This window comes from Streptomyces sp. CA189 (genome assembly GCF_056428985.1).
Genome location: NZ_JBWJVM010000015.1, coordinates 134,795 through 160,683, shown reverse-complemented (window position 1 = coordinate 160,683; position 25,889 = coordinate 134,795). Strand labels below are relative to the sequence as shown.

General features: G+C 70.7%; 18 protein-coding genes and 1 pseudogene. 6 read left to right on the top strand and 13 right to left on the bottom strand.

Features of this window, described 5'->3' with window-relative positions:
- Window positions 1-168: 168 nt before the first annotated feature.
- The 3 genes from AC061S_RS15435 to AC061S_RS15425 form a co-directional block, all read right to left on the bottom strand.
- Complete coding sequence (locus AC061S_RS15435; protein ID WP_478686505.1) at window positions 169-3,822, bottom strand: protein kinase domain-containing protein; 3,654 nt, start codon at window positions 3,820-3,822, stop codon at window positions 169-171.
- 420 nt (window positions 3,823-4,242) lie between these two features.
- Window positions 4,243-6,351: a S8 family serine peptidase gene (locus tag AC061S_RS15430; protein WP_478686504.1), complete on the bottom strand. Its 2,109-nt coding sequence runs from the start codon at window positions 6,349-6,351 to the stop codon at window positions 4,243-4,245.
- A gap of 364 nt (window positions 6,352-6,715) precedes the next feature.
- On the bottom strand, window positions 6,716-6,844 hold the full coding sequence (locus AC061S_RS15425) for a hypothetical protein (protein WP_478686503.1): 129 nt from the start codon (window positions 6,842-6,844) through the stop codon (window positions 6,716-6,718).
- A 968-nt stretch (window positions 6,845-7,812) separates the two neighbouring features.
- On the opposite strand from AC061S_RS15425, the gene AC061S_RS15420 reads away from it, so the two are divergent.
- Window positions 7,813-9,027 (top strand): ATP-binding protein, encoded by a 1,215-nt coding sequence (locus AC061S_RS15420; RefSeq protein ID WP_478686502.1) that lies wholly within the window; start codon window positions 7,813-7,815, stop codon window positions 9,025-9,027.
- Here AC061S_RS15420 and AC061S_RS15415 read toward each other — a convergent pair.
- From AC061S_RS15415 to AC061S_RS15390, 6 genes are all read right to left on the bottom strand, one after another.
- A complete protein-coding gene (locus tag AC061S_RS15415; RefSeq protein ID WP_478686519.1) occupies window positions 8,973-10,196 on the bottom strand; it encodes an ABC transporter permease in 1,224 nt (407 codons plus the stop codon). The two genes, AC061S_RS15420 and AC061S_RS15415, sit on opposite strands and share 55 nt — an antisense overlap.
- 27 nt (window positions 10,197-10,223) lie before the next feature.
- On the bottom strand, window positions 10,224-10,937 hold the full coding sequence (locus AC061S_RS15410) for an ABC transporter ATP-binding protein (RefSeq protein WP_478686501.1): 714 nt from the start codon (window positions 10,935-10,937) through the stop codon (window positions 10,224-10,226).
- The gene (locus tag AC061S_RS15405) at window positions 10,934-12,448 is read right to left on the bottom strand and encodes a peptidoglycan-binding protein (RefSeq protein WP_478686500.1); all 1,515 of its coding nucleotides are present in this window, start codon (window positions 12,446-12,448) and stop codon (window positions 10,934-10,936) included. Before AC061S_RS15405 ends, AC061S_RS15410 begins: the two co-directional genes overlap by 4 nt.
- Complete coding sequence (locus AC061S_RS15400) at window positions 12,449-13,249, bottom strand: hypothetical protein (RefSeq protein WP_478686499.1); 801 nt, start codon at window positions 13,247-13,249, stop codon at window positions 12,449-12,451. It lies immediately after the preceding gene.
- Between the two features lie 346 nt (window positions 13,250-13,595).
- Window positions 13,596-14,036, bottom strand: a complete 441-nt coding sequence (locus AC061S_RS15395) for a peptidase inhibitor family I36 protein (protein WP_478686498.1) — start codon at window positions 14,034-14,036, stop codon at window positions 13,596-13,598.
- Window positions 14,037-15,560: 1,524 nt separating this feature from the next.
- Window positions 15,561-15,950 (bottom strand): hypothetical protein, encoded by a 390-nt coding sequence (locus AC061S_RS15390; protein WP_478686497.1) that lies wholly within the window; start codon window positions 15,948-15,950, stop codon window positions 15,561-15,563.
- Between the two features lie 157 nt (window positions 15,951-16,107).
- Here AC061S_RS15390 and AC061S_RS15385 point away from each other — a divergent pair.
- Window positions 16,108-16,407: pseudogene (locus AC061S_RS15385) on the top strand (transposase); the annotation flags it as partial.
- Window positions 16,408-16,577: 170 nt separating this feature from the next.
- On the opposite strand, the gene AC061S_RS15380 reads toward AC061S_RS15385, so the two are convergent.
- Window positions 16,578-16,985 carry a hypothetical protein gene (locus AC061S_RS15380; RefSeq protein WP_478686522.1) on the bottom strand — a complete coding sequence of 136 codons (408 nt, stop codon included), beginning with the start codon at window positions 16,983-16,985 and terminating at the stop codon, window positions 16,578-16,580.
- A 358-nt stretch (window positions 16,986-17,343) separates the two neighbouring features.
- On the opposite strand from AC061S_RS15380, the gene AC061S_RS15375 reads away from it, so the two are divergent.
- Window positions 17,344-18,144 (top strand): bestrophin-like domain, encoded by an 801-nt coding sequence (locus AC061S_RS15375; protein WP_478686496.1) that lies wholly within the window; start codon window positions 17,344-17,346, stop codon window positions 18,142-18,144.
- A 103-nt stretch (window positions 18,145-18,247) separates the two neighbouring features.
- Window positions 18,248-19,384, top strand: coding sequence for an alpha/beta hydrolase family protein (locus tag AC061S_RS15370; protein ID WP_478686495.1), 1,137 nt, complete (start codon window positions 18,248-18,250; stop codon window positions 19,382-19,384).
- A 52-nt stretch (window positions 19,385-19,436) separates the two neighbouring features.
- Here the strand turns inward: AC061S_RS15370 and AC061S_RS15365 are convergent, their stop codons facing one another.
- Complete coding sequence (locus tag AC061S_RS15365; RefSeq protein ID WP_478686494.1) at window positions 19,437-20,270, bottom strand: 2OG-Fe dioxygenase family protein; 834 nt, start codon at window positions 20,268-20,270, stop codon at window positions 19,437-19,439.
- A 224-nt stretch (window positions 20,271-20,494) separates the two neighbouring features.
- Between AC061S_RS15365 and AC061S_RS15360 the strand changes: the two genes are divergently transcribed.
- Complete coding sequence (locus tag AC061S_RS15360; RefSeq protein ID WP_478686493.1) at window positions 20,495-22,870, top strand: bifunctional serine/threonine-protein kinase/ABC transporter substrate-binding protein; 2,376 nt, start codon at window positions 20,495-20,497, stop codon at window positions 22,868-22,870.
- A gap of 83 nt (window positions 22,871-22,953) precedes the next feature.
- Here AC061S_RS15360 and AC061S_RS15355 read toward each other — a convergent pair whose 3' ends face one another.
- Together AC061S_RS15355 and AC061S_RS15350 are read right to left on the bottom strand one after the other, a co-directional pair.
- Window positions 22,954-24,324, bottom strand: a complete 1,371-nt coding sequence (locus AC061S_RS15355) for a carbohydrate-binding protein (RefSeq protein WP_478686492.1) — start codon at window positions 24,322-24,324, stop codon at window positions 22,954-22,956.
- A gap of 196 nt (window positions 24,325-24,520) precedes the next feature.
- Window positions 24,521-25,462, bottom strand: a complete 942-nt coding sequence (locus AC061S_RS15350) for a LysR family transcriptional regulator (RefSeq protein WP_478686491.1) — start codon at window positions 25,460-25,462, stop codon at window positions 24,521-24,523.
- Window positions 25,463-25,596: 134 nt separating this feature from the next.
- Here AC061S_RS15350 and AC061S_RS15345 point away from each other — a divergent pair, with 134 nt between their 5' ends.
- Window positions 25,597-25,800 carry a carbohydrate-binding protein gene (locus AC061S_RS15345; RefSeq protein ID WP_478686490.1) on the top strand — a complete coding sequence of 68 codons (204 nt, stop codon included), beginning with the start codon at window positions 25,597-25,599 and terminating at the stop codon, window positions 25,798-25,800.
- Window positions 25,801-25,889: the final 89 nt, after the last annotated feature.

The following is a 25,889-nucleotide window of genomic DNA, read 5'->3' as shown; positions in this document are numbered from 1 at the left end:
GCCGGGCCACGCCCTCGCCCCACTCGGCGTCCGACAGGACGCGGTCATCGGCGTGGTTGCGGACCGGGAACGTGCCACACCGGGTTCGCCGGCCTTACGCCGCGCGCGGTGCCGGAACAGGGGCGAACCTTTCGGACGGCCTTCTTCCAACGAGGCAGTGGCGGGGGTTCAGGAGCACGGCGCCGCATAGCGCACGGTGTCGCCGACGTACCGCCGCCAGGCGTCGGGCGTCAGGGTGGTGCGCGTGGCGGCGCAGATCCTGTCGATGGCGTGGCCGACGTTCATGTCCCACCGCTGGATCGCCAGGTTCGCGTTCCGCGTCGCCAGCGTCTGCCCGTCCGGACTGAAGGCGACCTGGGTGAACCCGCCGGCGTACCCGGTCAACGACTGGGTGGAAGGCTGCTGCGTGGCCGGGGCGGCCAGGTCCCACAGCCGTACGGTGCCGTCGTACGCGGCGGTGGCGAGGATCCGGCCGTCGGGCCTGAAGTCCATGTCGGCGACCGGCTGCGTGTGGCCGGTCAGCGGCTGGCCGAGCGGCACGGGCCGGCCGGGGTCGGCCACGCTCCACAGGCGTACCGTGTTGTCGGCGCTGCCGGTGGCCAACGTGTGGCCGTCCGGAGCGAAACGGACGGACGTGACGTCGGCTATGTGACCGGTCAGAGCCGGGCCCAGGGGCGTGGCCCGGGCGGCGTCGGCCACGTTCCACAACCGCACGGTCCGGTCGCGGGAGGCACTGGCCAGAACGCGTCCGTCCGGGCTGAAGGCCAGCGCGAGGACCTGTTTGCCGTGGCCGGCCAGCGGCCGGCCCATGGGCTGTGGGTGGCCAGGATCGGCGAGGCTCCACAACCGCACCGTTTGGTCGACCGCGGCGATCGCGGCTGTGGTGGCCAGGGTGCGCCCGTCCGGGGAGAACACCGCCGAGCCGACCCCGGTCAGGGCCGGACCCAGGAGATGGGGCGCGGCCGGGTCGGCGACGTCCCACAGCCTCACGGTGTAGCCGAAGTCGCCGTTGTCGAGGTTCTGGCCGCCGACGGCCAGCGTCCGTCCGTTCGGGCTGAACACTGCCCACCGGGCGTCGGGCAGGGGCTTGCCCAGGGCGGTGGTCCGGTTCGGGTCGGAGACGTCCCACAGGCGCACGCTCTCGTCCACGCCGACGGTGGCCATCAGCCGCCAGTCCGGGCTGAACCCCGCGAACACGGCGGCACGGCGGGCATCGGCCGGTGCGGTGGACGCCGGCGCGGCGGGAGGCAGCGTCCACAACCGCACCGCGTGATCGCCGCCACCGGTGGCCACCGTGCGCCCGTCAGGACTGAACGCGACCGCTCGAACAGGGGCCGAGTGGCCGGCCAGCGGCCGGCCCCATCCCTTTGCGGTCCTGGGTTCGGAAACGTCCCACAACCGTGCCGCATGGTCGTTGGCGCCCGTGACCAGCGTGGCACCGTCCGGGCTGAAGGCGAGCGACTTGACCGCGGCGGTGTGACCGTAGAGGGGCATTTCGCGGTCCGTGGCCGGGGTGACCCGGGTCGGGTCGCTGATGTTCCACAGCCTCACCGTGGTGTCGTTCCCGCCGGTCGCGAGGGTGCGCCCGTCCGGGGCGAACGCCAGGGACGCCAGCGCGTCGACGGCGACCGTGGCCGTGGGGCCTTCGACCGCGGGCTGTGCGGGGTCCTGAAGGGTCCACAGCCGGAGCGCGTACTTCGTGGGCTCCAGCTGAACGACGGCGGCCAGCCGGCGCCCGTCGGGGCTGAAGGCGACCGACTGGGATGCGTCGGCGTCCACACGACGCGTCAGCACGGGCGTGGACGGGTCCGTGACGTTCCACAGCCACACCCCGCTCCCCGAGCCGGCCGTATCGGCCGCCGCGGCCAGGAACGCCCCGTTCGGGCTGAACGCCACTGACCAGACGGGCCCCATGCCCTGCAGGGGCCGACCGATGGCCGAGGGGTGGACTGGGTCCGCGACGTTCCACAGGCGCACCAGCTTGTCGCTGCCACCCGTCGCGAGCGTGCGCGCGTCCGGGCTGAAGGCCAGCGAGGCGACGTGGTTGGTGTCGCTGCCCGCGAACTGCGAGAGAAGAGCCGGACTCATGGGGTCGGCGACGTTCCACAGTTGGACGGTGGAACCATCGGTCATGCCCAGGCCCACCGCCAGGACCCGCCCGTCGGGGCTGTAGGCCACGCCGGCCACCGGTTTGTCGATGCCGGGCAGCGGCGTGGACAACGGACTGTTCGCCGCGGCGACCAGCCGGGCGGCGGTCGCCTCGCCGGGGCGCATCCGGTGTGCGGCGAGAGCGAGTTGGGCCGCCGGGGAGAGATCAACGTCGTTCAGGCGGTCGGCGTTGGCGAGGACCTGCTGGTACATCACCGTGTCGCGTTCCCGGCCGGCCGCGCGCCGCTGCTCGAAGGCGACGGCGGCGGCCCCGACCGCGAAGACCAGAAGGACGCTCACGACGGCGGTGAACAGCGCACGCGTGCGGGTCCGGCGGCGGGCCAGGCGCGCGCCGGCTGCCAGGAAGGCGCGCTCGACGCCGTTCAGGGCGAGGTTGTGGCGACCCGTCGCGGCCCAGCCGCTCGCCCGTTCCAACGCGGTGCCCTGGAGCACGTCCCCGTTCCTGCGCCCGTGGTCGTCCCAGATCCGCGAGGCCTCGGCCAGCCTCTGGTGGACGCCCAGGCCCGTGCGTTCGCCGTCCACCCACTCCCGCAGCCGAGGCCAGGACCGGATGAGCGCGGCACCGGACAAGGAGACCTCCTCACCCTCCCACGCCAGCACCCCGACCTCGGTGTACGCGGACAACACCCGCTCCAGCACCTCCGGCGGAGCCTGGCTGTAGCGGAACTCGCTCCGCCGCGCCGAGCGCAGGGTGTCCTCGGCACGGCTCCCCGGGGCCACCAGCCGTAGCATCACCGGGGCCACCATCGCCTGTGCCCGAGAGTCCAGCCCGGCGAACACCTCCTCCGCGAGCTCGGCCCGGGTGGGTTCGGTGGCGACGCCCGCCCGTCCCGGACCGACCCTCCCCACCGCCTCCGCCAGATCCGCCCGGCCGACCAGCGAGAGGAGCAGTTCCTCCGAAGTCGGCCGCTCCCGCGGATCCTTGGCCAGCGCCGCGGCCACCAGTGAACGCAGCGGCTCCGCCAGCACCGAGGTGTCCGGCTCGTGGGTGGCCACGCACCAGGTCAGCGCGGCCGCGTGCGGCGCGTCGAAGGCGTGCCGCCCGGTAGCCGCGAACAGTACGACCGCACCCCACCCCCACACGTCGACCGCACCGTCACCGTGCTCGCCCTTGTACCGCTCGGGGGGCATGTAGCGCAGGGTGCCCATGGGCATGCCGGTGGTGGCGGTGCCCTCCACGATCCGGGCGATGCCGAAGTCGATCACGCGTGGGCCGTCGGGCCCGAGAAGGATGTTCTCGGGCTTCAGATCCCGGTGGACGACGCCGGCCCGGTGGACGGCTACCAGGGCGGTGGCCACGCCGATCGCCAGCCGCAGTAGTTCTTCGGGCTCGTACGGGCCGCCCTCGTCGACCGCGCGCCGCAGATCGGGGCCGGGGACGTACTCGCTGACGACGAAAGGAACCGGGCCTTCGAGGTCGTCGTGGAGCACCTTGGTCGTGCAGAAGGGCGCCACACGGCGCCATGCCCGAAGCTCCTTGCCGAGCGCCTCGCGGTCGCCGTCGGACACGTCCCGCAGGACCTTGACGGCCACGCGGCGGCCGTCGACGCCGTAGCCCTCGAACACCACTCCCTGACCACCCGCGCCGAGTCGACCGTCTAGGTAGTAGGTGCCCAGCTGTCTTGGATCGCCGTCCTGGAGCGGAGCAGCCACAACGCGTTCACCCCTCGTCCCCGTAAGAGCCACAGCTTCACACGCCGGGGCGGAAGACGCCCTGACCGGCCTTCGGGTTCTCGGGATTCCGGCCAACATCCGCCAGAAATCGGCCTGTTGGGAAGGTCACCGGCCTCACGCCGGCGTCCCGGGGCAACCCGGACCGGCTCCCGGCGCTCCGACCCCGCGTGAGGAAGACATCGCCATCTTGAAGAGGACCCGTCGTCCGGGCCCTGCGCCCGGCGGGAGCCCGGTCGGGCGTCCCGGGCGCGGAGACGCAGGGACGCAGAGACGTAGGGACGCCCCGACCGGCCCAGGGGGACTGGGCCGGTCGGGGCTCGGTGGGGCCGGGGGGAAAGTCAGGCCGGAGGCCCGAGGCCCCCGTACGGAGCCTCGAATTGGGTGACGGGAGGGGCCAGGTCAGCTGATGGACTTGATGGCGGCCCAGCCGCCGGTGCCGACCTGGATGCTCGGGCCGTCGATCGGGCCGTGGATCGAGGTGCCGCCCTTGTAGAACTTCAGGGTGCCGTCGCCTGCGGTGGCCCACGTGTCGGCGGTGCCGTCACCGTTGGCGTCGGCGGCGCCGGCGATCAGGGGCCGGTAGGCGGTGGTGTACCCGCGGCCGTACTCGGTGCGGTCGCTGAAGGTCTTTCCGTCGGGCTGGCCGAGGTAGTGGTACAGAATGCCGTCCCGGGTGTCGCGGGCGATCAGGTCGACGCGGCCGTCCTTGTCCGCGTCGCCGGGGGCGGTGAGGTCCATGACGTCCCATCCGGAGGTGCCGATGAGGACGGGGGCGGCGACGGACGGCGCGGGGGCCGCGGTGCCTGCGTACAGGTACAGCTTGTCGGAGTGCTGGACGACGAGGTCGGGGTTGCCGTCCTTCGTGACATCGCCGGCGCCGACGACCTGGGCGGTGGTGGGCAGGCCGGTGCCGATCTTGATCGGCGCGTTGAGCGTGCCGTCGCCGCGGTTGGGGTAGACGCGCAGCTCGCCGCCGACGCGGGCGACGATGTCCTCCTTGGCATCACCGGTCCAGTCACCGCGGTGGGTCACGGACGATCCCGACCAGCCGCCGGTACCGATGACCTTGGGTGCTCCGAGGGCGCCGGTGCCCGCGCCGGGGTACAGGAGCAGCTTGCCGGCGTCATCGACCGCGACGAGGTCCGGCTTGTTGTCGCCGGTCGTGTCACCGGGAGTCGCGGGCACCGGTTCCGGAACGATGTTGATCTTGAGTCGGGGGGTGACCGCGCCCTCGTAGGTGATGGGCGTTCCGTCGGCCTTGAGCAGGGCTTCCAGCTCGGCGATGGTCCTGCCGGGGTGGGCCTGTCGGAGGATCGCGAGGGCGCCGGCCACGTGCGGGGCGGCCATCGAGGTGCCGTTCTTGGAGGCGAAGGCGCCGCCGGGGACGGAGGAGACGATGCCGGTGCCGGGTGCGAGCAGGTCGACGAGGGGGCCGCGGTTGCTGAAGGTGGAGAGCTGGTCCTCGTCCGTGGTGGAGCCCACCGTGAGGGCGGAAGACACGCAGCCTGGGGAGCTTACCGCGTTCGTGTAGCCGTTGTTGCCGGCCGCGACGACGGTGGCGACGCCCTGGTTGAACAGGGTGTCGATGATCGGCTTACGGGCATCGGTGGCGCAGGCCGCCGTCCAGCGGCCGCCGCCCAGGGACATGTTCGCGGCGACGATGTTGGTGCCGGCGCTCTTCAGGGCCGAGACCTTCTCCAGCGCCTTGATCTGCGAACTGGGGAAACTCAGGACACAGGGGCTGGCGCCGGCGCAGTGGGAGTCGGAGGTGAACTTGGAGAAGACCTGCATGGCGATGATGTCCGCGCCGGGGGCGACACCGCGGGCGGGCGCTCCGGCCACCCCGGTTCCGTTGCCCGCGGCGATGCCGGCTACGTGGGTGCCGTGGGAGCAACCGGTTCCGACCGTGGTGCAGGGGCCGCTGTCGGCGTCGGCGCTGCCGGCGCCTTCCTGTTCGGCGGTGCCGTCGGGGCACAGGCTTTCGGCGCCGTAGGCGGCGTCAGTGACGGAGAAGCAGGCCTCGGCCTTGACGCGGCCGGCCAGGAAGGGGTGCTGGGTCGCGACACCGGTGTCGAGGATCGCGATGGCGCTGCCGGCGCCGGTCTTGCCGGCGGCGACGGCCGCGTCGCTGCCGATCTTGGCGGTGGACTCGTTCAGCGTCGGCTCGACCGGGATGTCCTCGGTGACGCTGACGACGCCCGCCATCGTGCTCAGCGAGTCCAGGCCGGACCGGTTCACCCGCAGGGTGACCAGCGGCAGGGTGTCGTAGGAGACGAGGACTTCACCCGCTTCGGAGGCAGAGGAGAGTTCCGACCGTCCATCGAGGAGGACGTTGACGCGGACGGTGCCGCCGTCCAGGGTCTCGTCGAACAGCGGCGGGTCGATCGCGCCGTTGTCCGCGGCGAACGCCGGGCCGGCGCCCGACAGGGGGTTGGCGCCGACCGGTATCGCGGTGAGCACCACGGCTACCGCCGAGGCGGCGAGGGCGACCCGCATGGACTTCTTCACTTCGTGTCTCCATGGGTGGGGAGGGGGAAAGGGGAGGGGTTGGCCATTGGGCTTGCAGGCGGAAGCGCGGGCGAAGCCGAAGGGGCAGGCGAAAGCGAACACGCAGGCTCAGCCGCGGGTGAAGCCGAGGTGCCAGGCGAGGCCGGCGGCGAGAGCACAGGGGGGAAGACGTAGGGCCGGGCGTGCGCCCCCTTGGGGGCCGGACCGTACCGGCGGGCTCGCAGGTGCCGTGTCAGTGATCACAGGGCCGTCGGGGACAACCAGGCGAAACGGCCGATGGTGCGGGGCAGGTGCTCCCCGCCGGGCCGGTGCGATCACCATCGGTGGCTCGCGGGGCTGTTCCCGCCGGACCGGAGTCCGTTGGTCAGCTGTCGACTCCGTCGGCAACCAGCGGGGCGTCGTCCTCACGCCAGTCCGGCTCGTATGTCACACCGTCCGCACCGGTGGCTTGCATGACGGCGCCGAGCGTGGCGGCCTTGAGGCGGCTGAACATGACTGGATTCCCCCGTAGTTGCGCGGTGTTTCCTGCTGACGTGATCAAGGTTGCCGCAGGTGAAGGGGGTGAACCAGGGTTCTTCGGTGTCCTGGACGCGACATGTCCTGCACAGGACAGAGTGCGCTCGGGCGCGTCCGTCAAGGTCAGTTCGTCAACTACCAGCAGCGGTATCTCGGCCGTCAAGGCCGGACAGGGACCTGGGCGTGCCGGCGCGGTCTGGGTGTTGTACACGTAGGCGTCTGCGCGCGAATCCTGCGGTAACCGCTGGGCCATTGCCGACTCAGGACGCCCCAGGTCAGAACCATGACGGCTGTGCAGGTTCAGTGACCCACGATGGTTCTCCAGCGGTAGACCCCGGGGTCGCAATGCCCCTGATCGATTGCCCGTTGATGGGCGCGTTCCGGTGAATCGTCAGGGGGGCCGAGGACGAAGAAAGCGCAGTCGGGGTATACGGGCTGCATCCCGTACCAGCCGATGGATATCAGGAGGGTGAGCAGGAGCGATGCGAGCGGGTGCCTCCAGGTGGGAGGGCCTGAGATGGGACGGATCACGCACGGAAGCATAAGACCATCGGTGTCCCGCTCAGCATGCTGCCCTCATGCATCCCACTTGGGCGGCGATCCACGACAACACCCGCATCCCCTGGCGGCCGCCTGGGCGAACCAGCCGCACGCGGCCGGAGAATCCGCTGAGAAAGGGCTTTCGGGCCCGCCGGAGAATGTGCCTTGGGCGCCTCCGGCAGGGCCTTCACGCAGCTCCGCCCGCAGCGGCGGGCCCCCAGGACGGCGGGGTCGAGTGAGCCGGGCAAGCGACCATCTGAGACCTCATGACATGCGGCCTGACCTGGGTTTTTACGTCCAGAAACCTAGGATGGACATACACCGGTGACCGACTGGAAGCAGCGTCGGCCGCCTCGGTGGGATCCGCTCACACACATGCACTGGACGGCCCAGGGAGGGTGCTTCATGACCGAGTCCGGCAACCCCAGTCAGCCCGCGAACGTGAACGAGTACGGCGCCAGTCACATCCAGGTTCTCGAGGGCCGCGAGGCGATACGCAGGCGCCCCGGCATGTACATCGGCTCGACCGGTGAACGCGGCCTTCATCAACTGATGTACGAGGTCGTCTCGTACGCCGTCGACGAGCACCTTGCCGGGCACGCCGACACCATCGACGTCACGATCACCGCGGACGGCGGCGTTCGCGTCGCGGACAACGGGCGGGGCCTGTCCGTCGAGGTGGTGGAGCCCGCCGGTAAGCCGGCCGTCGAACTCGAGCTGACGGAGATGTCCTTCGGCTCCAAGCCCCGCACCGGCTACTGGCGGTCCGGCGGCCTCGGCTGCCTGGGCCTGTCCGTGGTCAACGCGCTCTCCAGCCGGCTCAGGGTCGAGGTCCACCGAGACGGCCACCGTTGGACCCAGGAGTACGAGAAGGGCCTTCCGATCACGGCCCTGACGAGGAACGAGGAGAGCAGCGGACACGGCACCGCGATCGTGTTCGTGCCCGACGGCGACATCTTCGAGACCACCCTGTACTCGTTCGCCACGCTGTCCCAGCGCCTCCAGGAACTGGCCTTCCTCAACGGGGGCCTGGCCATCTCGCTCACCGACGAGCGGCCGGAGCGGCCGGTCCGCTACCACCACACGGAGGGTCTGCGGGCCTACGTCGCCCACCTCAACCCCTACCCGCCGAATCTCGTCCACTCCCCCGCCATCGCCTTCGAGTCGGAGAACGAGGATGCGACGGTCTTCGTGCAGGTCGCCATGCAGTGGAACACCTGGTCCACGGGAGGGTTCCACTCCTTCGCGAACAGCAGCCGTACCCATGAGGGCGGCGCTCACGAACAGGGCTTCCGTACCGCACTCACGGACATCGTCAACGCCTACGCCCGCAGCCGGCGGCAGATCGCCGCAGACGACGACATCCCCGCCGAAGCCATCTTCGAGGGGCTGACCGCGGTCGTCTCGGTGAAACTCGCTCATCCCGTCTTCGAGGGTTCCACCCGGACCAAGCTCAGCAGTCCCGAAGCGGACGCCTACGTCCAAGAGGTCGTTCGCGACCGCCTCACCCGCTGGCTGGACCACAACCCGAACGAAGCCGCGGCCATCATCCGCCACATCCTGGGTCAGCCGCGCAACGCTTCGACGGGTTGCACGGTCGAGGCGCGGCGGGCGGGGTAGATCCCGGCCAGGACACCGGTCGCCAGACCGATGAGCGGGGCGGTGGCCAGAGTCACCGGGTGCATGACCGGTGTCCAGTCCCTCATCAGCGCCACCACCACAATGGCCAGCGTGCCGACGGCCGTCCCGATGAGTCCGCCGAACGCGCCCAGGGTGCCCGACTCGGCGAGGAACTGGGCGGTGACATGCCTCCGTTGGGCGCCGAGCGCACGGCGCAGGCCGATCTCCCCGGTGCGCTCCATGACTGCCACCAGGGTGGTGTTGGCGATCCCGACCGCTCCGATGACCAGGCACACCCCGGCCAGCAGCAGGAACAACTGCTCTAGATCGGAGGTCACCGAGCTCCGCAGGCCCTTCGGGTCGGGCGGCGGAACCGCCTTGAAGTACTCCGGGTGGTCGGGGCGCAGCGCCGTCGGGGCCTCCCCCGCCACCTGACGGGCAGCGCCCAGATCGGTGGCGATGAGCATCCTGGCGCCCTCGGCGGGCCGACCCCACAGTTCGATCGCCGTGGTCTGCGGTACGAGAACCGAGAGCAGGACGTCCGGCTGGCGCTGGACGTCCTCGACGATGCCGGTGACGGTGAACGGCTGCCCCCCGATGAAGATCGCCGGTTTGGTTTCCAGTGTGGTGATCCCCAGCCGGGCGGCGATGCTCGAGCTGATCACGGTGACGCGCTGTCGGGCATCGGTGTGGAAGTCGTCGTACAGCCTGCCCTGGGAGAGCCGGGGCTCGGCCGCGCGCAGGGCACCGGGGGCGGCGGCCACCACGGTGAGGCTCTCCCCTCCGGTGCCGCCCACCGGGGCGGCCGTGACGGCGAGTTCGGCGGCGCTGCGTCGGGGCTTCACCGTCCACAGCACGCCGGCGTACCGCACCCCGTTGAGCCGCTCGACGCGCGCCGAGGCGTCGTCCGGGAAGGCCGCGGCGGCGAACTCGTCGTGTTCGCGGGCGATGTCCTCGACCGTGACCTCGGTCGCGGAGAGCACGTTGAAGCGGGCGTCGATCTGCGAGGAGGCGGTGGCGGTGAGGCCGAGTACCGCGACGAAGGCACCGACGCCCAGGACGGTGCCGAGCATGGTGAGCGCGGAGCGGGCGGGGCGCTGAAGCATCCCGGCCAAGGCCTCGGCCAGCAGGTCCCGTGGCGCGAAGGTGGAGCGCCCGATGCCGGGCAGGGGCGCGGCGTGTCTTTCGGATCCGGCTCAGCATGCGCGTACCTGCTCGCTCTCGCTCAGTATGCCGTCCCGGATGGTGACCGTCCGCCGGCCGCGGGCGGCCACGGCCAGGTCGTGCGTGATGAGGACGACCGTGATGCCCTCGGCGTTGAGGGCCTCCAGCAGCTGGAGCACCGCTTCGGCGTTTCCGGTGTCGAGGTTTCCCGTCGGTTCATCGCACAGGAGCAACGAGGGCCGGGCGACCAGGGCCCGCGCGATGGCCACCCGTTGACGTTCGCCGCCGGACATCCGGGTGGGTAGCGCGTCGGTCCGGTGACCGAGGCCGACCCGGGCCAGCGCCTCGCGGGCCCGCAGGGGGCGCTCGCGGCGCGGGGCGCTGCCGTAGACCATGGCGAGTTCGACGTTCTCTCGGGCGCTGCGGTGCGGCAGCAGGTGGAAGGCCTGGAAGACGAATCCGATACGGCGGCCGCGCAACGTGGTGCGCTCGGTGTCCCTGAGCCGGCCGGTGTCGATGCCGTCGAGCAGAAAGTCGCCCGTCGTGGGGCTGTCGAGGAGTCCGGCGATGTTCAGGAAGGTCGACTTACCCGATCCGGAGGGGCCGACGACGGTGATGAACTCGCCCCTTCGGACCGTGAGATCGCTGGCGCGGAACGCCTCCACGGGCGGCGGCCCCGGATAGGTGAGGCCGACCTGCCGGAATTCGATGACGGGCGGCTCGGACGGGGTGGGGAACGCGGTCATCGGGTGCCCCCCTGCGCGCCGCCGCCGTCCCGGACCCCGGTCACCACCCGGTCGCCCTCGCCGAGGGTCCCGCCGTCCAGGGGGGTGACCTCGACATGGCCGTCGCCGGTGGTGCCGGGCTTCACCCGGACCCGGCGCTGTTTGCCGTCGTCCTCGAGCACGGTCACCGCGGTGGAGCCGTCGGCGCCCGCCGACACCGCCGTGACGGGCACGACCAGGATCTTGCCGCCGGTCGTGGCGGCCAGGACGGTCAGGCGGACGTTCTGCCCGGTCCATTCGGCCTCCAGCGGCCGGCCCGGCGTCAGAGTCATCAGATAGCCGTCCGCGTCGGCCTGCCTATCGGCCGACGGTGCGCCCTGCGTGTCGCCATCGGTGCGCGGCGTCGTGCGGGTGGTGGCGATGGACTGTACGGAGGCCTTGACGGTGGCGCCGTTGACCTCGGAGAGGATCTCCGCCTCCTGGCCCGCCCGGATCAGGCCCTTCTGGTGGTCGGGCACATATCCGTGCACCACCAGGGGGCCGGCGGACAGGGTCATCACTGCTGCCGTCACCTTGCCGCCGAGCCGTACGGGGAGGTCCTGCACCCGCGCGGGGAAGCTCTCCAGGAACGTCACCTCACCGGATGGGATCATCGGGCCCGCGGCCGCCCGCGCGGCGACGAGGCCCTCGCGCGCGGTGGCCAGGTCCTCCCGGGCACGCTTCACCGCCTTGCGCAGCGGCTCCAGATCGCGACCGCCGCCAGCCGCTTCCCCGGTCGTTCCCGTGGTCGAGCCCGCGGTCTTGGCCGAGCCGTTAACGGAGCCGGACTCGGCTGTCTTCAGTGCATCCTTCGCGTCGTCCAGGGCTCGTTCGGCCGAGGTCACCTGTGCTTCGGCCGCGGTGACGGCGGCCGAGCCGTCGGTGCCGCCGACCGGGACGGGTTCGTACCCGACCGCTCTGTAGAGCGCGGTGACCGCCGACTTCGTCCCCTCGCCGAAACGCCCCCGGTTGTCGGGGGATGTGGAGTGGCCGAGCCGCTGAAGCGCGTCCTGGAGCTGGCCCACGTCACTGCCCTGAGCACCGGGCTTGAGGTCGCGATACAGCGGAACGGTGCCTTGGAGCGCGATCACCGGACGGCCGGAGACCTCGACCAGCAGCCGGCCTGCGGGTACCTGGTCTCCTACCTTCAGCGGCAGTTTGGAGACCGTGGGGCTGCCTCCATCGGCCGCGCCACCGCCGGGGGTGATCTCCACGCTCTGGCCGGCGACCACGGTGCCGCGAAGGACCATCGAGGAGGTCAGCGTTCGGTACTCGACCGGCGCGGTGATCACGGACGGTGCGGGGGGCCGGGAGTCCGCCGCCGCCTGGGCGGGCGACTTGATCAGCAGCGAGGCCCCGAAGCCCGCCCCCGTGAGCGCGACCGCGCTCACAGCGATCAGGGCGACCCAACGGCGCCTGCTCCGTACGCCGTTACCACGATTACCACGGGCCGCCTCGGCCTCGTCCACGGAGGGCTGTTCGTCGTTCTGCATTCAGTTCGCCAATGCCTCGTTGGCCGACCTGATCACCGCGTCTTGATCCTTCTTGATCTCGGCGAAACCGGTGGCGTTCTGATCGATGTAGTCGTTCTGAATCTTTGTTTCGAGGCGGAGTAGCACGGTGGCGAGTTTCGTTTCCTGCTTGCACTTCACATCGGTCTTGGCCACGACCTTCTCCTCCGGCGATGCGGAGTTCCCCTGGGACGCATACTTCTCGGCGGGCTGAAGGAAACCGGTGTGCTGATAACCCGCCTTCTTCATGCAGGCCGCCCATTCGTCCTGCGCCTTTTTGAATTCCGGGGCCTCCTGGGCCTTCCCGAAAGAGGAGAAGTCGATGCTGAGCAGTCCGATCTTGCCCTTTGCGGGGTCCTGTACCTTGCCGAGCCCCAGCGTGCGGTCGGCCTCCCCCAAGCAGCCGCCCTCGGGGATGGCCTTTCCCTGGTAATTGCCACCCGCGTCCGCCTGGCCGCCCTTGGCGCCGTAGACCATGTACGCCTCGGGCGGAAGCTTGCGCCCGCCGGACACCGCACCTGGGGCATGCTCGGCGTCACCTGCCGACGGGATCATGTGATAGCCGTGCTCGGCGGCGACCTTCTCGCCGACCACGCCGTACCGACGGCTCACGGCCTTGGCGGGCTCGGCCTTCGTGACCGGCCAGTCGAACCCGAACCGCTTCATGCAGTCGGCAGCCAGGGTGGAACGCGCGGTGTCCATCAGCACCTGCTGCTCGGGGGTGAAGAAAAAAGCCGACACCGGGAGGACGATGTCCGCCTCCGTGACGACCTCCCGGGCCACGGAACCGCCACCGCCGGCATCGGCGTCGGCGCCTCCCGGGGCACCCTCCGAGCACCCGGTGAGCAGCAGCGTGCCGACTCCGGCGGCGAGGACAAGACGTGCGTAACGCAAAGGAACCCCTGGATAGAATGGATGCGCTGTGGTGGGGCGGAATTGGCCTCCGCCCCACCACGGTCGTAGGCCGGCGATCAGAAGCTGTACGTGTCCCCACACGAGCCTCGCAGGCACGGCGGCGGGGATGCCGCCGCGCGTTTCAGAAGAGTTCTTCTCCGCGGGAACCGCTTGGAGTGGATGTGCGCGGTGGGGCGGAATTGGCCTCCGCCCCACTGCGGTCATGTGCCGACGATCAGAAGCTGTACACGGTCCCCAAGCAGTTGTTGGTGAAGTTGTGCGAGTTCATGACGTCGTTGGCGGACTTTCCGCTGCTGAGGTAGATGGACGCCATGTTGGACACACGGCCGTAGGCCTCGACCTTGAAGCAGGGGCCGGCGTAACTGGAGTTGTAGTACACCGAAATCCGGGTGTCCACGTCCCAGTTGTCCATGGAGCTGACGTTGGAGGCGACGTTGTCACCCCGGTAGAGGGCGATGCTGGTGCCCCCGTAGGTGATGTTGGACCAGTTGTTACGGGAGCTGAAGTCGTCCCGCTTCATTCCCTTGAAGTCGGCGTCCGAGTAGAGACAGACGTTGTCAAGGGTGCACGAGGCCTGCGCGGGCGCAGCCATCGCGACTCCCGCACCGAACAGGGATGCCACGGCGAGCAGCATTGCTGAAGTGCGTCGAATCATGAACTTTCCTCATCTTCGTTCCATGCCGAAAAGGCGGCCGATAAATAGCGAGGGGCAACTGGAATGATCCGTCACATCACCCCAGTAGATGCACATATTGCATGCGCATCAGGTGCGAGTCACACCCTAATTGATCTTCGGTGGCACTTGCGTACTACCGGCCAGCGCTCCACCGATCCCCCAAACCGCTTTGGAAGATCGATCGATTGATTAGGCGACCACTTAGAGGGCGTTCTCAATACCTATTGCGAGCAGCGTAGCGATACGCGTGGTCGCTTTTGCCTGGAGATTTCGTCCTCCTTGGCGCATCTCGATCTACTGAGCCTCTAAGACGGCGGCCGGCTCTGGCGTCGAACTCCGCAATTGTTACGGGCGCCACTGCCGACGGTGTGCCAGGCGCCGGGCCGGGCTTTTGTCCCGTGGACCCGTTCACGCTGGGGTGGTGTCTCCGGAGGAGAATGTAGGCCCGAGCAACGCGCGGTGGTGTGCCTGGGATGCAGGCTTTCTGTGCTCTGCGTGCCAGGCACACCGCCGAGCACCGCCCGCGCGCAGCTGGCGCATCTTCATCAGCGCGTCGGCCTGGCGAGCGCACAGACGGCGCACGGAATCACCGACACTCACCAGCAGTTCCGGCACGTGGGGATCGCTGGACCGCTGCTGCTTCACGCCGGCTGGCGACCACCCGTCCCCGGAAGTGCTCGCCAGTACAGGTCGATTGCCGCTTCCATGTCCGTCATCGTGGCGCCGTCGCGGCTCTGCGTCATCCGGTCGAAGGCCCCGCCCCAGGCGCTCCACCAGGCCGGGCCCGACCCCGCAGGTGATCAGGAAAGCCTCGCGCTGCTGACGCCGGCCGGCAGCTCCTCCCGATTGACGATCCGCCCAACCGAGCTCAGCAGACCGCGAGATCGCCGTGATGGCCTCCCAGGACGGCGCGGTCCGCCCCGAAGCGGCGCGCTTGAAGGTGGCCGCGGAGACGCCCTAACGAGGGTGGTTTCAGCCCCCGACCCCTGCTGCTGATGGGGCTGGTCACGCCGGCCGACGTGACCGACCGCGATGCGGCTTGCGGCATGCTCGAGCGGCTCCGATCCCGCTACCGGAAGAGCCGACTGGTCTGGGCCGACGGCGGTGCGCTCGCGGCGCCTGGGCCGGGACTACGAGACCCGGCCCGTAAGCGACGAGCGAGGCCAAGACAGGAACAACGCGCCCAGGGCCAGCGGGAACTCGCCCATCGCTTCCGGAAGGGCAACGGCTACTGAGGCAGCGTCAGCCCTGGTGCGATGAAGGCTCCGGACAGCGATCCCGCCCCGATCCCTCCCCTCCCTGACAGCGCCCCCACGCCCCGAAACAGCCCCTACCCGGCATCAACACACCACAGGACCGCTGTCTCTTACGCCGCTGCCCCCAAAGCGATGGATCGCACCCAGGATCGCGAGCGTGTCCGCCAGCGGGCCGGTGCGGAGCCCCATGGAAATGGGGCGGGTATGCGCTGTTCGGCACGCACCCGACCCATTCGGCCGTGCGTGTTTACGGGAGCTTCAGCCACGGGCTGCGGTACGGCATCGTCCACGTTCCGGAAGAGGTCCAGTTGATCTGGGTGTAGTTGGCATACGACTCACCAGTCTGGGCCGTGGTGTCGCTGAAGTCGGGAGCTGTGAAGTGCTTGTCGTTGATGGCACCTGAGGGGCAGGGGTGCACCTTGTTCGATACGACCTGCGAATTGCCCGTCCGGACCGTCCGAATAGCGATATTGCAGGCCGGGTGCCCCGCAGCCAGGCTGATGTACGCGTCGGGGCGCCCCACTCCCGACCGGGGCGAGCTGATACAGGCCTTGATCTTGACGTATTGCCCGCCCGTCCCGGCGTAGTAGGTGCCGCAGCCGCCACCGCTGGCCGCCTGGGCGTTGGTCCCCGCCATAACGGACGCCACTACCACTCCAGCTACCCCGACGGTTCGTGTCGCTGTGTGAACGAATCCACGCATGAAAGCCCCCGCGCAGTTTCCCTGCCGGGTATCGGCAGGACGATGGGTCTCACGATAGGACAGGCCGTGCGCTCTGGAGCATAGGCTTTGGGTGAAGTTGAGGATATGCAAAGGTTCACGAGGGTCGCCGCCATCAGCGCGTAGGTCGTTTTTCATATCGGCGGCGCCCGCCTTCCCGGGACCCGCACGTATATTGACGAGATCCGCGTGCGTCCGACGGCTGAGCAGATTCGGGACGTCGTTGGCCGGCGCCCAGTGGGCACGCATCGAGCCGTTGCTGCCGGACCTGGCACCTCGGCGGGGTGGGTGGTGGCGTCATCACCGACAGGTGATCGACGCGATCGCGTTCAAGTACCGCACCGGGGCTCCATGGACGGACCTTCGCGAACGCTTCCCAGACGTCGACGACATCATCACGGATCAGACATTCGTCCCCGGGGTGACCGGGCACGGAGAGGACATCGGACACTGGCTCACCGCCCAACGGCGGCTCGGGGGCGGGGAAGGCGTCAGCGGACGACGTAGCCCGGCTCGTTCTCCACCAGGGCAGCCGCATCGGGCCTACTCCTCGCTGATGCCTTCCACCAGGTCTCCGAGGGACGTGCCGTCTGCCTCCACGTTCTCGTTGAGGGCGCAGCGCAGGAGTTCCAGGCCCCCGTGGAGGAAGAGGGTCTCGTCGTTGGCCCGGAGAGACCGGACCGAGAGCCGCTGGGTGACCGCGTCGATCCTGAAGGCTGCCTCTGCCTGGAGGGAGAAGGGCACCTCCTGCCCCGCGTCATGCACCCCGGGGTATACGAGGTTGCCAGTGAAGCCGCCCTGGTATCCGTGGTCGCCGTCGGCCACGAGCGTGCCGTCGATGACCACCTCACCGACGAGGGTCAGGGCGTTCATCGCCGTGCAGTCCCACGCGCCCTGGGCCTTGGTTCCGTCCTCGCCCTTGGTCGTCCAGACGTAGCGCGCCATCGCCATCAGCACTCTCCTCCAGCTCAACAGCGGCCCCCGGCCGTATGCGCCGGACCCCGCACAAGATCGTCGCAGTCACCGTAGCGGGAAGAGCACAGGGCCGTACCGGCTTTCAAGACAGCCCGCCGCATCCCATCGGGTTCAGGCCCCTGGGAGTGGAGGTCGGGGTCGAGTCCGCCCTCGTCCGGGGTACCCAACGGGCCGGTCGCGGGCGACCGCGGCGCGGGGCTCTCCGGCGCAAGGAGTATCGCTCGTTCGAGGGCGAGGAGACGTTTCCGTTGTTCTGGGCGGCACACGGTACGGGGCATGATCGCGGCGCCCCGTACGCCAGGGGCTCCCCCATCCCACCCGGAGGTGTCCGTCCGTGGTCCTTGTCATCATCGTCGCCGTACTCGCCCTGCTCGCCGGCCTCGCCGCGAACCGCTTCCTGCGCCCCCGGCTCCTCAACGAGGACGACGACTCGGGCATGGCCGTGAAGGACCTGGTCGGCCCCCTGCTGACGCTGACGGTGCTGCTGCTCGCTTTCGTCCTCGTCACCGCCAACGGTTCGTACGGCAAGGCCGAAGTCGCCTCCCGCGGCGAAGCCCGCGCCATCGACCAGCTCGTCGAGTCCGCCGAATACGCGCCCGAAACCCAGCGGGCCGAAGTCCAGGCGGACGCCGTCTGCTACGCCCGTGCCGTGCGCGTCCAGGAGTGGCCAGCCATGGCCGACGGCCACGGCTCGCCGGTGCCCAGCGTGTGGTCCACCGACTTCCGCCGGGTCTTCCGCCAGGTGGAGGGCAAGCCGGTCTTCGGCATGCTGATCGCCGCCGACAACAAGCGCTCGGAGGAGCGGGAGGAACGGCTCACCCAGGCCACCGCGAGCATTCCCAGCGCCATCCTCTGGTTCCTGCTCGCCACCCTGGCCATCACCGTCATCGCCCTCGGCATCTGCCTGCCCCGCCGCAACAACCGAGGCCAACTGATCACGCTCGTCGTCATCACCGCGTTGCTGACGACGGCGTTGTGCATCATCCGCGACGTCGACCGCCCCTTCGGCGGCATCATCGACGTCCAACCGACAGCGATCACCGAGGCCGAACGCCAGGCCACCCGCGACTTCACGGCGAACCACCCCGCCGCCGATCTGCCCTGCGACGACCGCGGCAACCGCAAGGCCGCCTGACACACGGACCCCGCCGCCCCCACAGCGCTAGGCAGAATGGTCCAGACCTTCTAGGGTGAGCATTCGTCAAATCCTTCTGCACATAGTCACCTTGGGGTGGTTGATGGTCTCGCGCCGGTCCCTCCTGGTTCTCGCCGGATCGAGCACGGGGGCGGTCATCCTGCCCTCCGTGCCCGCGCGGGCCGCCGGGCAGTTCATCGATCTCCCCGCTCCCACCTCCCGGCGGCCGGTGGGCACCATCGAGCTGCACCTGGTCGACCACGACCGTGACGACCCCCTCGCGCCGGACCGCAGGCCGCGCGAACTCATGGTGCAACTCTGGTACCCCGCGCTCACCACCGCCAGCTGCCGCCGGGCCCCGTACACCACGAGTCGGGTCGCCGCCGCCCTCGAGGCGGGTCTGCCCCTCAAGGCGGGCACCCTGGGTGCCGTACGTCCGCACGCCCGGACCGGCGCGCCGGTCCAGCCGGGCGCGCTGCCGCTGGTACTGCTCGGACACGGACGCAAGGGCGGCCGCAGCAATTGCACCGCCCTGGCCGAGGAGCTCGCATCGTACGGATACCTGGTCGCGGGCATCGACCACACCTACGACGCGGCGGTGGTGGAGTTCCCCGACGGTCGGGCCGTCCCCAGCGTGTTGCCCGAGGAGTCAGACGACTGGGAGCGCCAGGAACGCCTCGAAATAGGCGCGCGCGTCGGTGACCTGCGGTTCGTCGCCACGGCACTGACCCGTCGGCGGCGGTCGCCCAGGGCGGACCCCCGCGGGATCGGCGTCGTCGGGCACTCCATGGGCGGGGCCGCCGCCGCCGAAGTCCTCCGCGTGGACGACCGCTTCGCCGTCGGGGTCAATCTCGACGGCGCCCTGTTCGGATCGCCGGTGGCCGACGTCGGGCTGGATCGCCCGTACCTGTTGCTCACCGCGCTGGAGGACCACGACACCTGGCGGCGCTGGCGCGAGCACCAGCGCGGATGGGGCCGCCAGCTTCGAGCGCGCCACACCGGGCACCTCACCTACACCGATCTACCGCACTTCGCCGTTCCCGGCGGCCTGGCGGAGTCCTGGCCGCCCGACCTGTACGCCGAACTGCTCGGGACCCTGGACCCGGCCCGCTCGACCGAGCTGATCCGGACCTACACCCGCCTGTGCCTCGACCAGTTCCTGAAGGGCCGGCCGTCCCCCCTGTTGAACAGCCCCTCCCCGCGCTACCCGGAAGTCGACTTCCGCTGGACCCGCGGCTGACGAGCGCCCCTTAGCCCCCGTGGAGCACAGGCGGGCTCCGGCGGTGCCGGTGTCACAGCTGGGGGACGTACGGGGCGAGGCCGACGATGAGGATGGACCGTTCGCCCGGCCCCGGCTCGGAGCCGGTGCGAACGGGGCCGACGTAGTGGCTGACCCTGTGGTCGTGGACGGCGTAGCCGTCCAGCGGGTCGGTGAGGGTGAAACTGGCGTGGACGTCCGCCCACGGGTCATCGGGCTGCAGGCCCGCACTGCCCGGCGTGGCGATGACGTTCTGCCCACCCGTGACGTTGGTGCGGCTGATCAGGTGGGCGAAGGTGAACGTGCTGGCCGAACCGCCGTCTTGGTGAAGGCAGTTCGGGGATGAGACGGCATCCTGGCCTGGACGGTCGACGCCCAGCCTGATCAGGTGTACCCCGGCCCACAGCGGCCGTCTCCGCAGGTCCCTCAGGGACAGGACCTGCTCGATGTCCCAGCGCAGGAGCCGCAGCAGCAGGGCGTTGCCGCGCAGCTCCTCGGGGATCTCGGGGAGCACGCGGAGCTTTCGCGGGTGCTCGGGGTCGTCCTCGCCCTGGGAAAAGTTGGTGACCGTACCGTGCACGGGGTCGGGGGTTCCGGGAATCCAGGACAGTTCGTTCTTCCACGGCAGGTACACGGCGTGGGAGTAACGGCGGAACCGGTTCGTTCCCGGAGCGTACGGGTCGGGTGGCAGAGCCGCGCAGACCTCCCGGATCCCGGCCAAGTCCCTCGCCTCGGAGCCGTCCGGGTCGATACCGAGTTGCCCGGCACCGTAGCGGGCAAACCCGCGCTCGCCCAGACCGTCCACTCCTGCCGCGCCAGGACCCGCCGTATGAGAGGGCAACCGCCACTGGGGCTCGGCATTTCCCACGCGTTCCTCCAAAAGGTCACCACCGCGGCCATGGCGCCGGCGGCCCCGTGCCGACCTTACGCACACCTCCCCTCCCCAGCAGAACCCAGGTGACCACACCCACCGCGGTCCCCGCAGCCGGCCCGCGTACTGCCGCACCGGGTCCACCGGGTTCACCGGGCCAGGCACGGGATCAGGCCATGGTTCCGTCACCCGACCGGTCCAACAGGTCCTAGAGTGTGCGCGTGACCGAGCAGAAATCCGAACTCATCGCCGGCCGGTACGAGCTGGTCGAGCCCATCGGCCAGGGCGGCATGGGCCGGGTCTGGCGCGGCGTCGACCAGCAGCTCTTCGGACGCGAGGTCGCCATCAAGGAGATCCTCTTCCCGGCGGGGCTGGACGACGGCGACCGCGAGACGCTGCTCAGGCGTTTCACGGGCGAGGCCCGCGCGGCGGTCACTCTCAGCCATCCCGGGATCATCACCATCCACGACGTCGTCGAGCACCACGGCGCCCCCGTCATCGTCATGGAGTTCATACGGGGGCAGTCCCTCGCCGCGGCCATCCGCCAGGAGGGCCGGCTGCCCGTGCAGCGGGTGGCGGAGATCGGGGCCGCCCTGCTCGGCGCGCTCACCGAAGCGCACGGCGCACGGATCGTCCACCGCGACATCAAGCCGGACAATGTGCTCCTGACCAAGGACCGCGTCGTCCTCACCGACTTCGGGATCGCCCACCTGGCCGACGCCACGACCAAGCTCAGCCGGAGCGGGACCGTCATCGGCACCCCGCACTACATGCCCCCGGAGCAGTTGGAGGGCAGGCGTCCGACCCCCGCCAACGACTTGTGGGCGCTCGGCGCCACGCTCTACCACGCGATCGAGGGACGCCCGCCCTTCGAGGCCGACGGGCTCCACGCCCTTGCCGTAGCCGTCTTCACCCGCCCGCACCGGCCGCCGGCCCACGCCGGCCCGCTGGCGCCCGTACTGGACGCGCTCCTCACGAAGGACCCGGCGCAACGGGTCGGCGCCGCCGAGGCCGCCGAGCTGCTGGCGTCGGCGCTGCGGTCCTACCGGTCCCGGGCGGACACGGCTGCGCAGGCCGTCCCGCGCGAGCCCGAACCGGCGCCCGTCCCGGAAGCGGCGACGGAGCACGTCCCGACCCCGACCGAGCGGGAAGCGGAGCTGCCGTCCCCCTCACCCCTGCCGACGCCCACGGCCGAGGAACCGGCGCGCATGCCCGACACCCTCCGCCGGCCCGTACCGGAGCGGCCGGCCACCCCGCCCGTGGCCGTGCCCTCGGCCGAGGATCTGGTCTCGCTCGGCTGGACGGACCAGCAGGGGCGGGAGGAGGGTGCGTCCGCCCGACGGCGCTCCCTCACGAGGCGCTCCGCCGTTCTGGGAGTCGCCATGGTCACGCTCGCGGCCGGGTCTGTTCTGACGTGGAAGTTGACCCGTGACACCCCGCCCGGCGGCGGGGCACGCGGCGGCGGTTCCGCGGCCTCCCCCGTCACGGTGGTCATCGGAGTGGACGCACCGCTCAGCGGCGACCTGTCGGCCATGGGGATCGGCATGAAGAACTCCGCCGACCTGGCGGCCCGGACCTCCAACCGCACCGGGCACGTACCCGGCGTGAACTTCGAGATCAAACCTCTGGACGACGAGGCCGCTCCCGCCAAGGGCCGGGCGAACGCCACTCGGTACGTCGACGACGAGAAGGTGCTCGGCGTTGTCGGGCCACTCACCTCCGGGGTCGCCAAGACCATGGCGGAACCGCTCGGGCAGGCGAACCTCGTCAACGTGTCACCGGCCAACACCGACCCCGTGCTGACGCTGGGCCCCCACTGGGCCAAGGGCTCCACGTCCCGCCCGTACAAGACCTACTTCCGGACCGTCGCCACGGACGTCGACCAGGGGCCGTTCGCCGCCCGGTACCTCCACGACGAGGCCGGGAAGAGGAAGGTCTACGTCATCGACGACAACAGCGCCTACGGCACCGGCCTCGCTTCCGGGTTCGGCGCCGCGTTCACGAAGCTCGGCGGGACCGTCGTGGGTACGGACCGAGTTGATCCCGCGCAGGACGACTTCTCCTACCTGGCCGCCCAGATGCGGGCCTCCGGCGCCGACGCCGTGTACTTCGGCGGCTACTACGACACCGCCGGGCCGCTCTCCGAGCAGCTCAAGCAGGCGGGCGTGGCCATCCCCCTGATGGGCGGCGACGGCGTCTTCGACCAGCAGTTCCTCACCACGAACACGAAGGCCGAGGGTGACCTCGCCACGGGCATCGGCGTTCCCGCCGAGGACCTGGCAAAGGGACGGGACTTCCTTGCGCAGTACCAGGCGGCGGGGTATCCGGAGGCGGCCGGTTCGTACGGCCCCTACGCGTACGACGCGGCCTGGGCCGTCATCGAGGCGGTGAAGGCCGTGGTGGGCGCCCACGGCGGAGCCCTCCCCGCGGACGCCCGGGCGAAGATGCCGCAGGCCGTGTCGGGGCTGGCGTTCGACGGCGTCACCGGTCGCGTGGCCTTCGACGAGTACGGCGACACGGTCAACCGCCAACTGACGGTGTACGCGGTGAAAGGCGGCCGCTGGACGACCGTGAAGAGCGGCCCCGGTGCCCCCTGATCCGTCCCGGACGGGAACGCGCATGAGGTGGCGCCGTGGCTCCCCCCTTGGCAGCCACGGCGCCACCTGTCCTACGGAGTGACCTACAGCCGCTGCCAGAGCGCCGGGACCACCGGCGGCTCCCAGCCCGTCTGGGCCTGGTGGCCTTGGACGCAGCGGTAGCTCGCGCCGCCGTAGGTGACGGTGGCGCCGGCCGCGTAGACGGAGCCGGCCTTCCAGGTGCCGCCGGGCTCGGGGTTGCCCGGGCCGGGGCCCGGGTCGCTCCCGGTGACCTTGAGGGTCAGGCCGTAGGCGGACAGGATCGGGTTCAGCGGCTGGAAGAAGGTGGTCCCGCCGCTGGAGCAGTTGCCCGAGCCGCCCGAGGTCACGCCCTGGGCCTGGCTGCCGGAGATGTAGGAGCCGCCGGAGTCACCGGGCTCGGCGCAGACGGTCGTGCGGGTGACGCCGGAGATGGTGCCCTCGGGGTAGGTGACGCTGGTGTTGTGCTGCTGGATGGTCCCGCAGTGCCAGCCGGTGGTCGATCCGGAGCGGCACACCGAGGCCCCTACGGGTTGCAGCACCGAGCCGGTGACCTGCACGTTCGCCCCGCCGCTGCCCTTGACGTAGGGGGTGGAGGCCCAGTTGGCGTTCGCCGCCACCCAGGCCATGTCGCTGCCGGGGAAGACGGAGGCCTGGAAGGAGCCCTGGGCCACCTGGTTGAACCCGCTGGTGGTGGTCCCGGCCCGCCCGCAGTGCCCGGCGGTGGCGAAGCCGTTCACCGTTCCCTTGGTGATGGGGAAGCCCACCGAGCAGCGGCCGCTGCCGTTCATGTAGTACGCGTCCCCGCCGCGCAGGTCGTACAGCGGGCGCGGGGCCTCGGCGGTACGGACCACCGTGACCAGGGCCGCGTCGATCCCGGTGGCCGCCAGCAGGCCGGCCGCGGCCCCGGGCAGGGTCTCCTCGACGACCAGGGTGTTGCCGCGCGGGTCGACGTAGCGGACCGGGGTCGTGGCGGTGGCGGCCCGGTCCAGCGCGGCCTTCGCAGTGTCCAGGTCGGCCAGGGAGCGGCTGACCAGCTTCGCCCGGGCCCCGGTGGCCCGTATCGAAGCGGTGTCGGCGGCCCGGGTGGTGGCCACGGTCAGGGTGCCCGCGTCGGCACCGTCCAGCCAGGCTCCGGCGAAGGCGGCGCCGAGCCGGGCCTGCAGCCGGGCGGCGGTGGCCCCCGCCTCGGCCTCGTGGGCCAGACGGGCCTTGGCCTGCGTGGGGGTCAGGCCGAGGTCGCGCTGCATGGCGGTGAGCAGCTCGGGAGGAGCGTCGGCGGTGCGAAGGGTGGCGGAGGCCGACTTCGTCGGGCGCGCCGCGTCGGCGGAGTCCGCGGGGGCGGCGGTGGCAACGGCGCCGGTGCCGGTGGCGGCCAGCAGCAGCCCGGCGGCGGCCAGGGCGGTACACGCCGCGCGGGCGTGTCGCTTGAGCATGGGGGATCTCCTCGGTTCGGTGGGGGTCAGCGACACCGTAGAAATCCGAACGCTCCTGCGGGAGATGCCGGTTGGCCCCTCCCCCGGTGTTATGGCCGCGCGGCGGGGGTGCAGGAGGGGAAGCTCCGGCCGACGTGGTCGTGGTGACCTCCATGCCTCACCACGCCACGCCACGCCTCGCCTCGCCTCGACCGGCCTACGCCAGTTCCGCCAGTGCCGCGGTGACCGCGACCGCGGACGATCGGGCCAGCGCCTCCGTGTGCGCGTCCCGGGCGTGGTCCAGCACCGCTGCCGCTCGGGCGGCTGCCCGCGCCGCCGGATGCCAGCCGAGCAGGTGCCGCCACACCAGTGGGCTCCCGGCGAGCGGCCGGGTCACGAGCCCGGGGGTCACGGGGAAGGTCGCCCGGCACAGCCCCACGGCCCGCCCGACCTGGACGAGGTGCACGCACGAAGCCGTGTCCGCCTCGTACACGCACGCCGGGGTGAACCCGGCGCGCACGCAGGCCGCCGCGAAGCAGTCCCCGAAGCACCCGTCGCCCGGTACGTCGGTCCAGGCCTCGGCGGCCAGTTCCGCCAGCTCGATCCACGGCCGCCGCGCCAGCGGGTGGTCCTCGGCCAGCATCACGTGCACCGGGTCCCGCGCCACCTCCATCCAGGCGAGCCGCCCCGGCTCCGGCGGGGCGCTCTCCCCGCACACCCCGACCAGGGCGAAGTCCAGCCTGCCCGCGGCCACGCCCCCGGCGACCTCCCGTTCCGACCACGAGGTGTACGTGGTCACCGGTACCCCGGGCTCCTGCCGGACGATCCGGTCCACGAGCCCGCCCAGCAGCGGCCCGTGCGTGCCTCCGAGCCGGTAGCCGGCCGTGCCCTGACGGGCGAAGCGCACCGCCTCCTCCTGAAGCTCGCACACGGCCGGCAGCACCACGCGGGCCCGGTCCAGCACCAGCTCCCCGAGCGCGGTGGCCCGTACGCCGTCCCGCCCCCGGACGAAGAGCGGACCGTCCAGCGCCCGCTCGATCCGCTTGAGCTGAGTGCTCAGGGCGGGCTGAGTGAGCCCCAGGACGGTGGCCGCGCGGGTCAGGCTGCCGGCGTCTGCGACGGCTCTGACGATCTTGAGGTGCCTCAACTCCAGATCCATACCATGAGCTTGGTCCAGACCTGTGGGCATGCGCTACAGGTCTGCCGCATCCGGAACCGATGAAAGCTCGTGAGCCGTAGACGGGCCGGCCGACAGGATCGGTGTCGGCCCTGCTCAGGAGGGTGCGATGCTTCATGCACGCTGGCAGTGGCCGGCTCGATGAAAGGTGGGGTCACATGGCAGCAGGATTCTCGGAATGGAAAGTCAATCGACAGTACGCGGAGAACGACCGTGTCGTTCATTTCGGCAGGCAGTACCGGTGCCTGGTGACGCACAAATCCAATTCCGCGAGCAATCCCGCGACGACCGTCAAGATGTGGCAGCCCTACGCTGGTTAAGCGGGGCGACGTCCCGATTGGAAGCGATTGGAAGCGCTCTCAGCCGTGCGCCCGTCCCGGCGCTAGGCTGTAGACGATCCGGCGACGGC

Coding starts and splice junctions, on each gene's coding strand:
- AC061S_RS15425 (WP_478686503.1), bottom strand. CDS start 6,844: ATGTTCAGCCGCCTCAAGGCCGCCACGCTCGGCGCCGTCATGCAAGCC.
- AC061S_RS15420 (WP_478686502.1), top strand. CDS start 7,813: ATGACCGAGTCCGGCAACCCCAGTCAGCCCGCGAACGTGAACGAGTAC.
- AC061S_RS15410 (WP_478686501.1), bottom strand. CDS start 10,937: ATGACCGCGTTCCCCACCCCGTCCGAGCCGCCCGTCATCGAATTCCGG.
- AC061S_RS15405 (WP_478686500.1), bottom strand. CDS start 12,448: ATGCAGAACGACGAACAGCCCTCCGTGGACGAGGCCGAGGCGGCCCGT.
- AC061S_RS15395 (WP_478686498.1), bottom strand. CDS start 14,036: ATGATTCGACGCACTTCAGCAATGCTGCTCGCCGTGGCATCCCTGTTC.
- AC061S_RS15390 (WP_478686497.1), bottom strand. CDS start 15,950: ATGGCGGGGACCAACGCCCAGGCGGCCAGCGGTGGCGGCTGCGGCACC.
- AC061S_RS15380 (WP_478686522.1), bottom strand. CDS start 16,985: ATGGCGATGGCGCGCTACGTCTGGACGACCAAGGGCGAGGACGGAACC.
- AC061S_RS15370 (WP_478686495.1), top strand. CDS start 18,248: ATGGTCTCGCGCCGGTCCCTCCTGGTTCTCGCCGGATCGAGCACGGGG.
- AC061S_RS15355 (WP_478686492.1), bottom strand. CDS start 24,324: ATGCTCAAGCGACACGCCCGCGCGGCGTGTACCGCCCTGGCCGCCGCC.
- AC061S_RS15350 (WP_478686491.1), bottom strand. CDS start 25,462: ATGGATCTGGAGTTGAGGCACCTCAAGATCGTCAGAGCCGTCGCAGAC.
- AC061S_RS15345 (WP_478686490.1), top strand. CDS start 25,597: ATGCACGCTGGCAGTGGCCGGCTCGATGAAAGGTGGGGTCACATGGCA.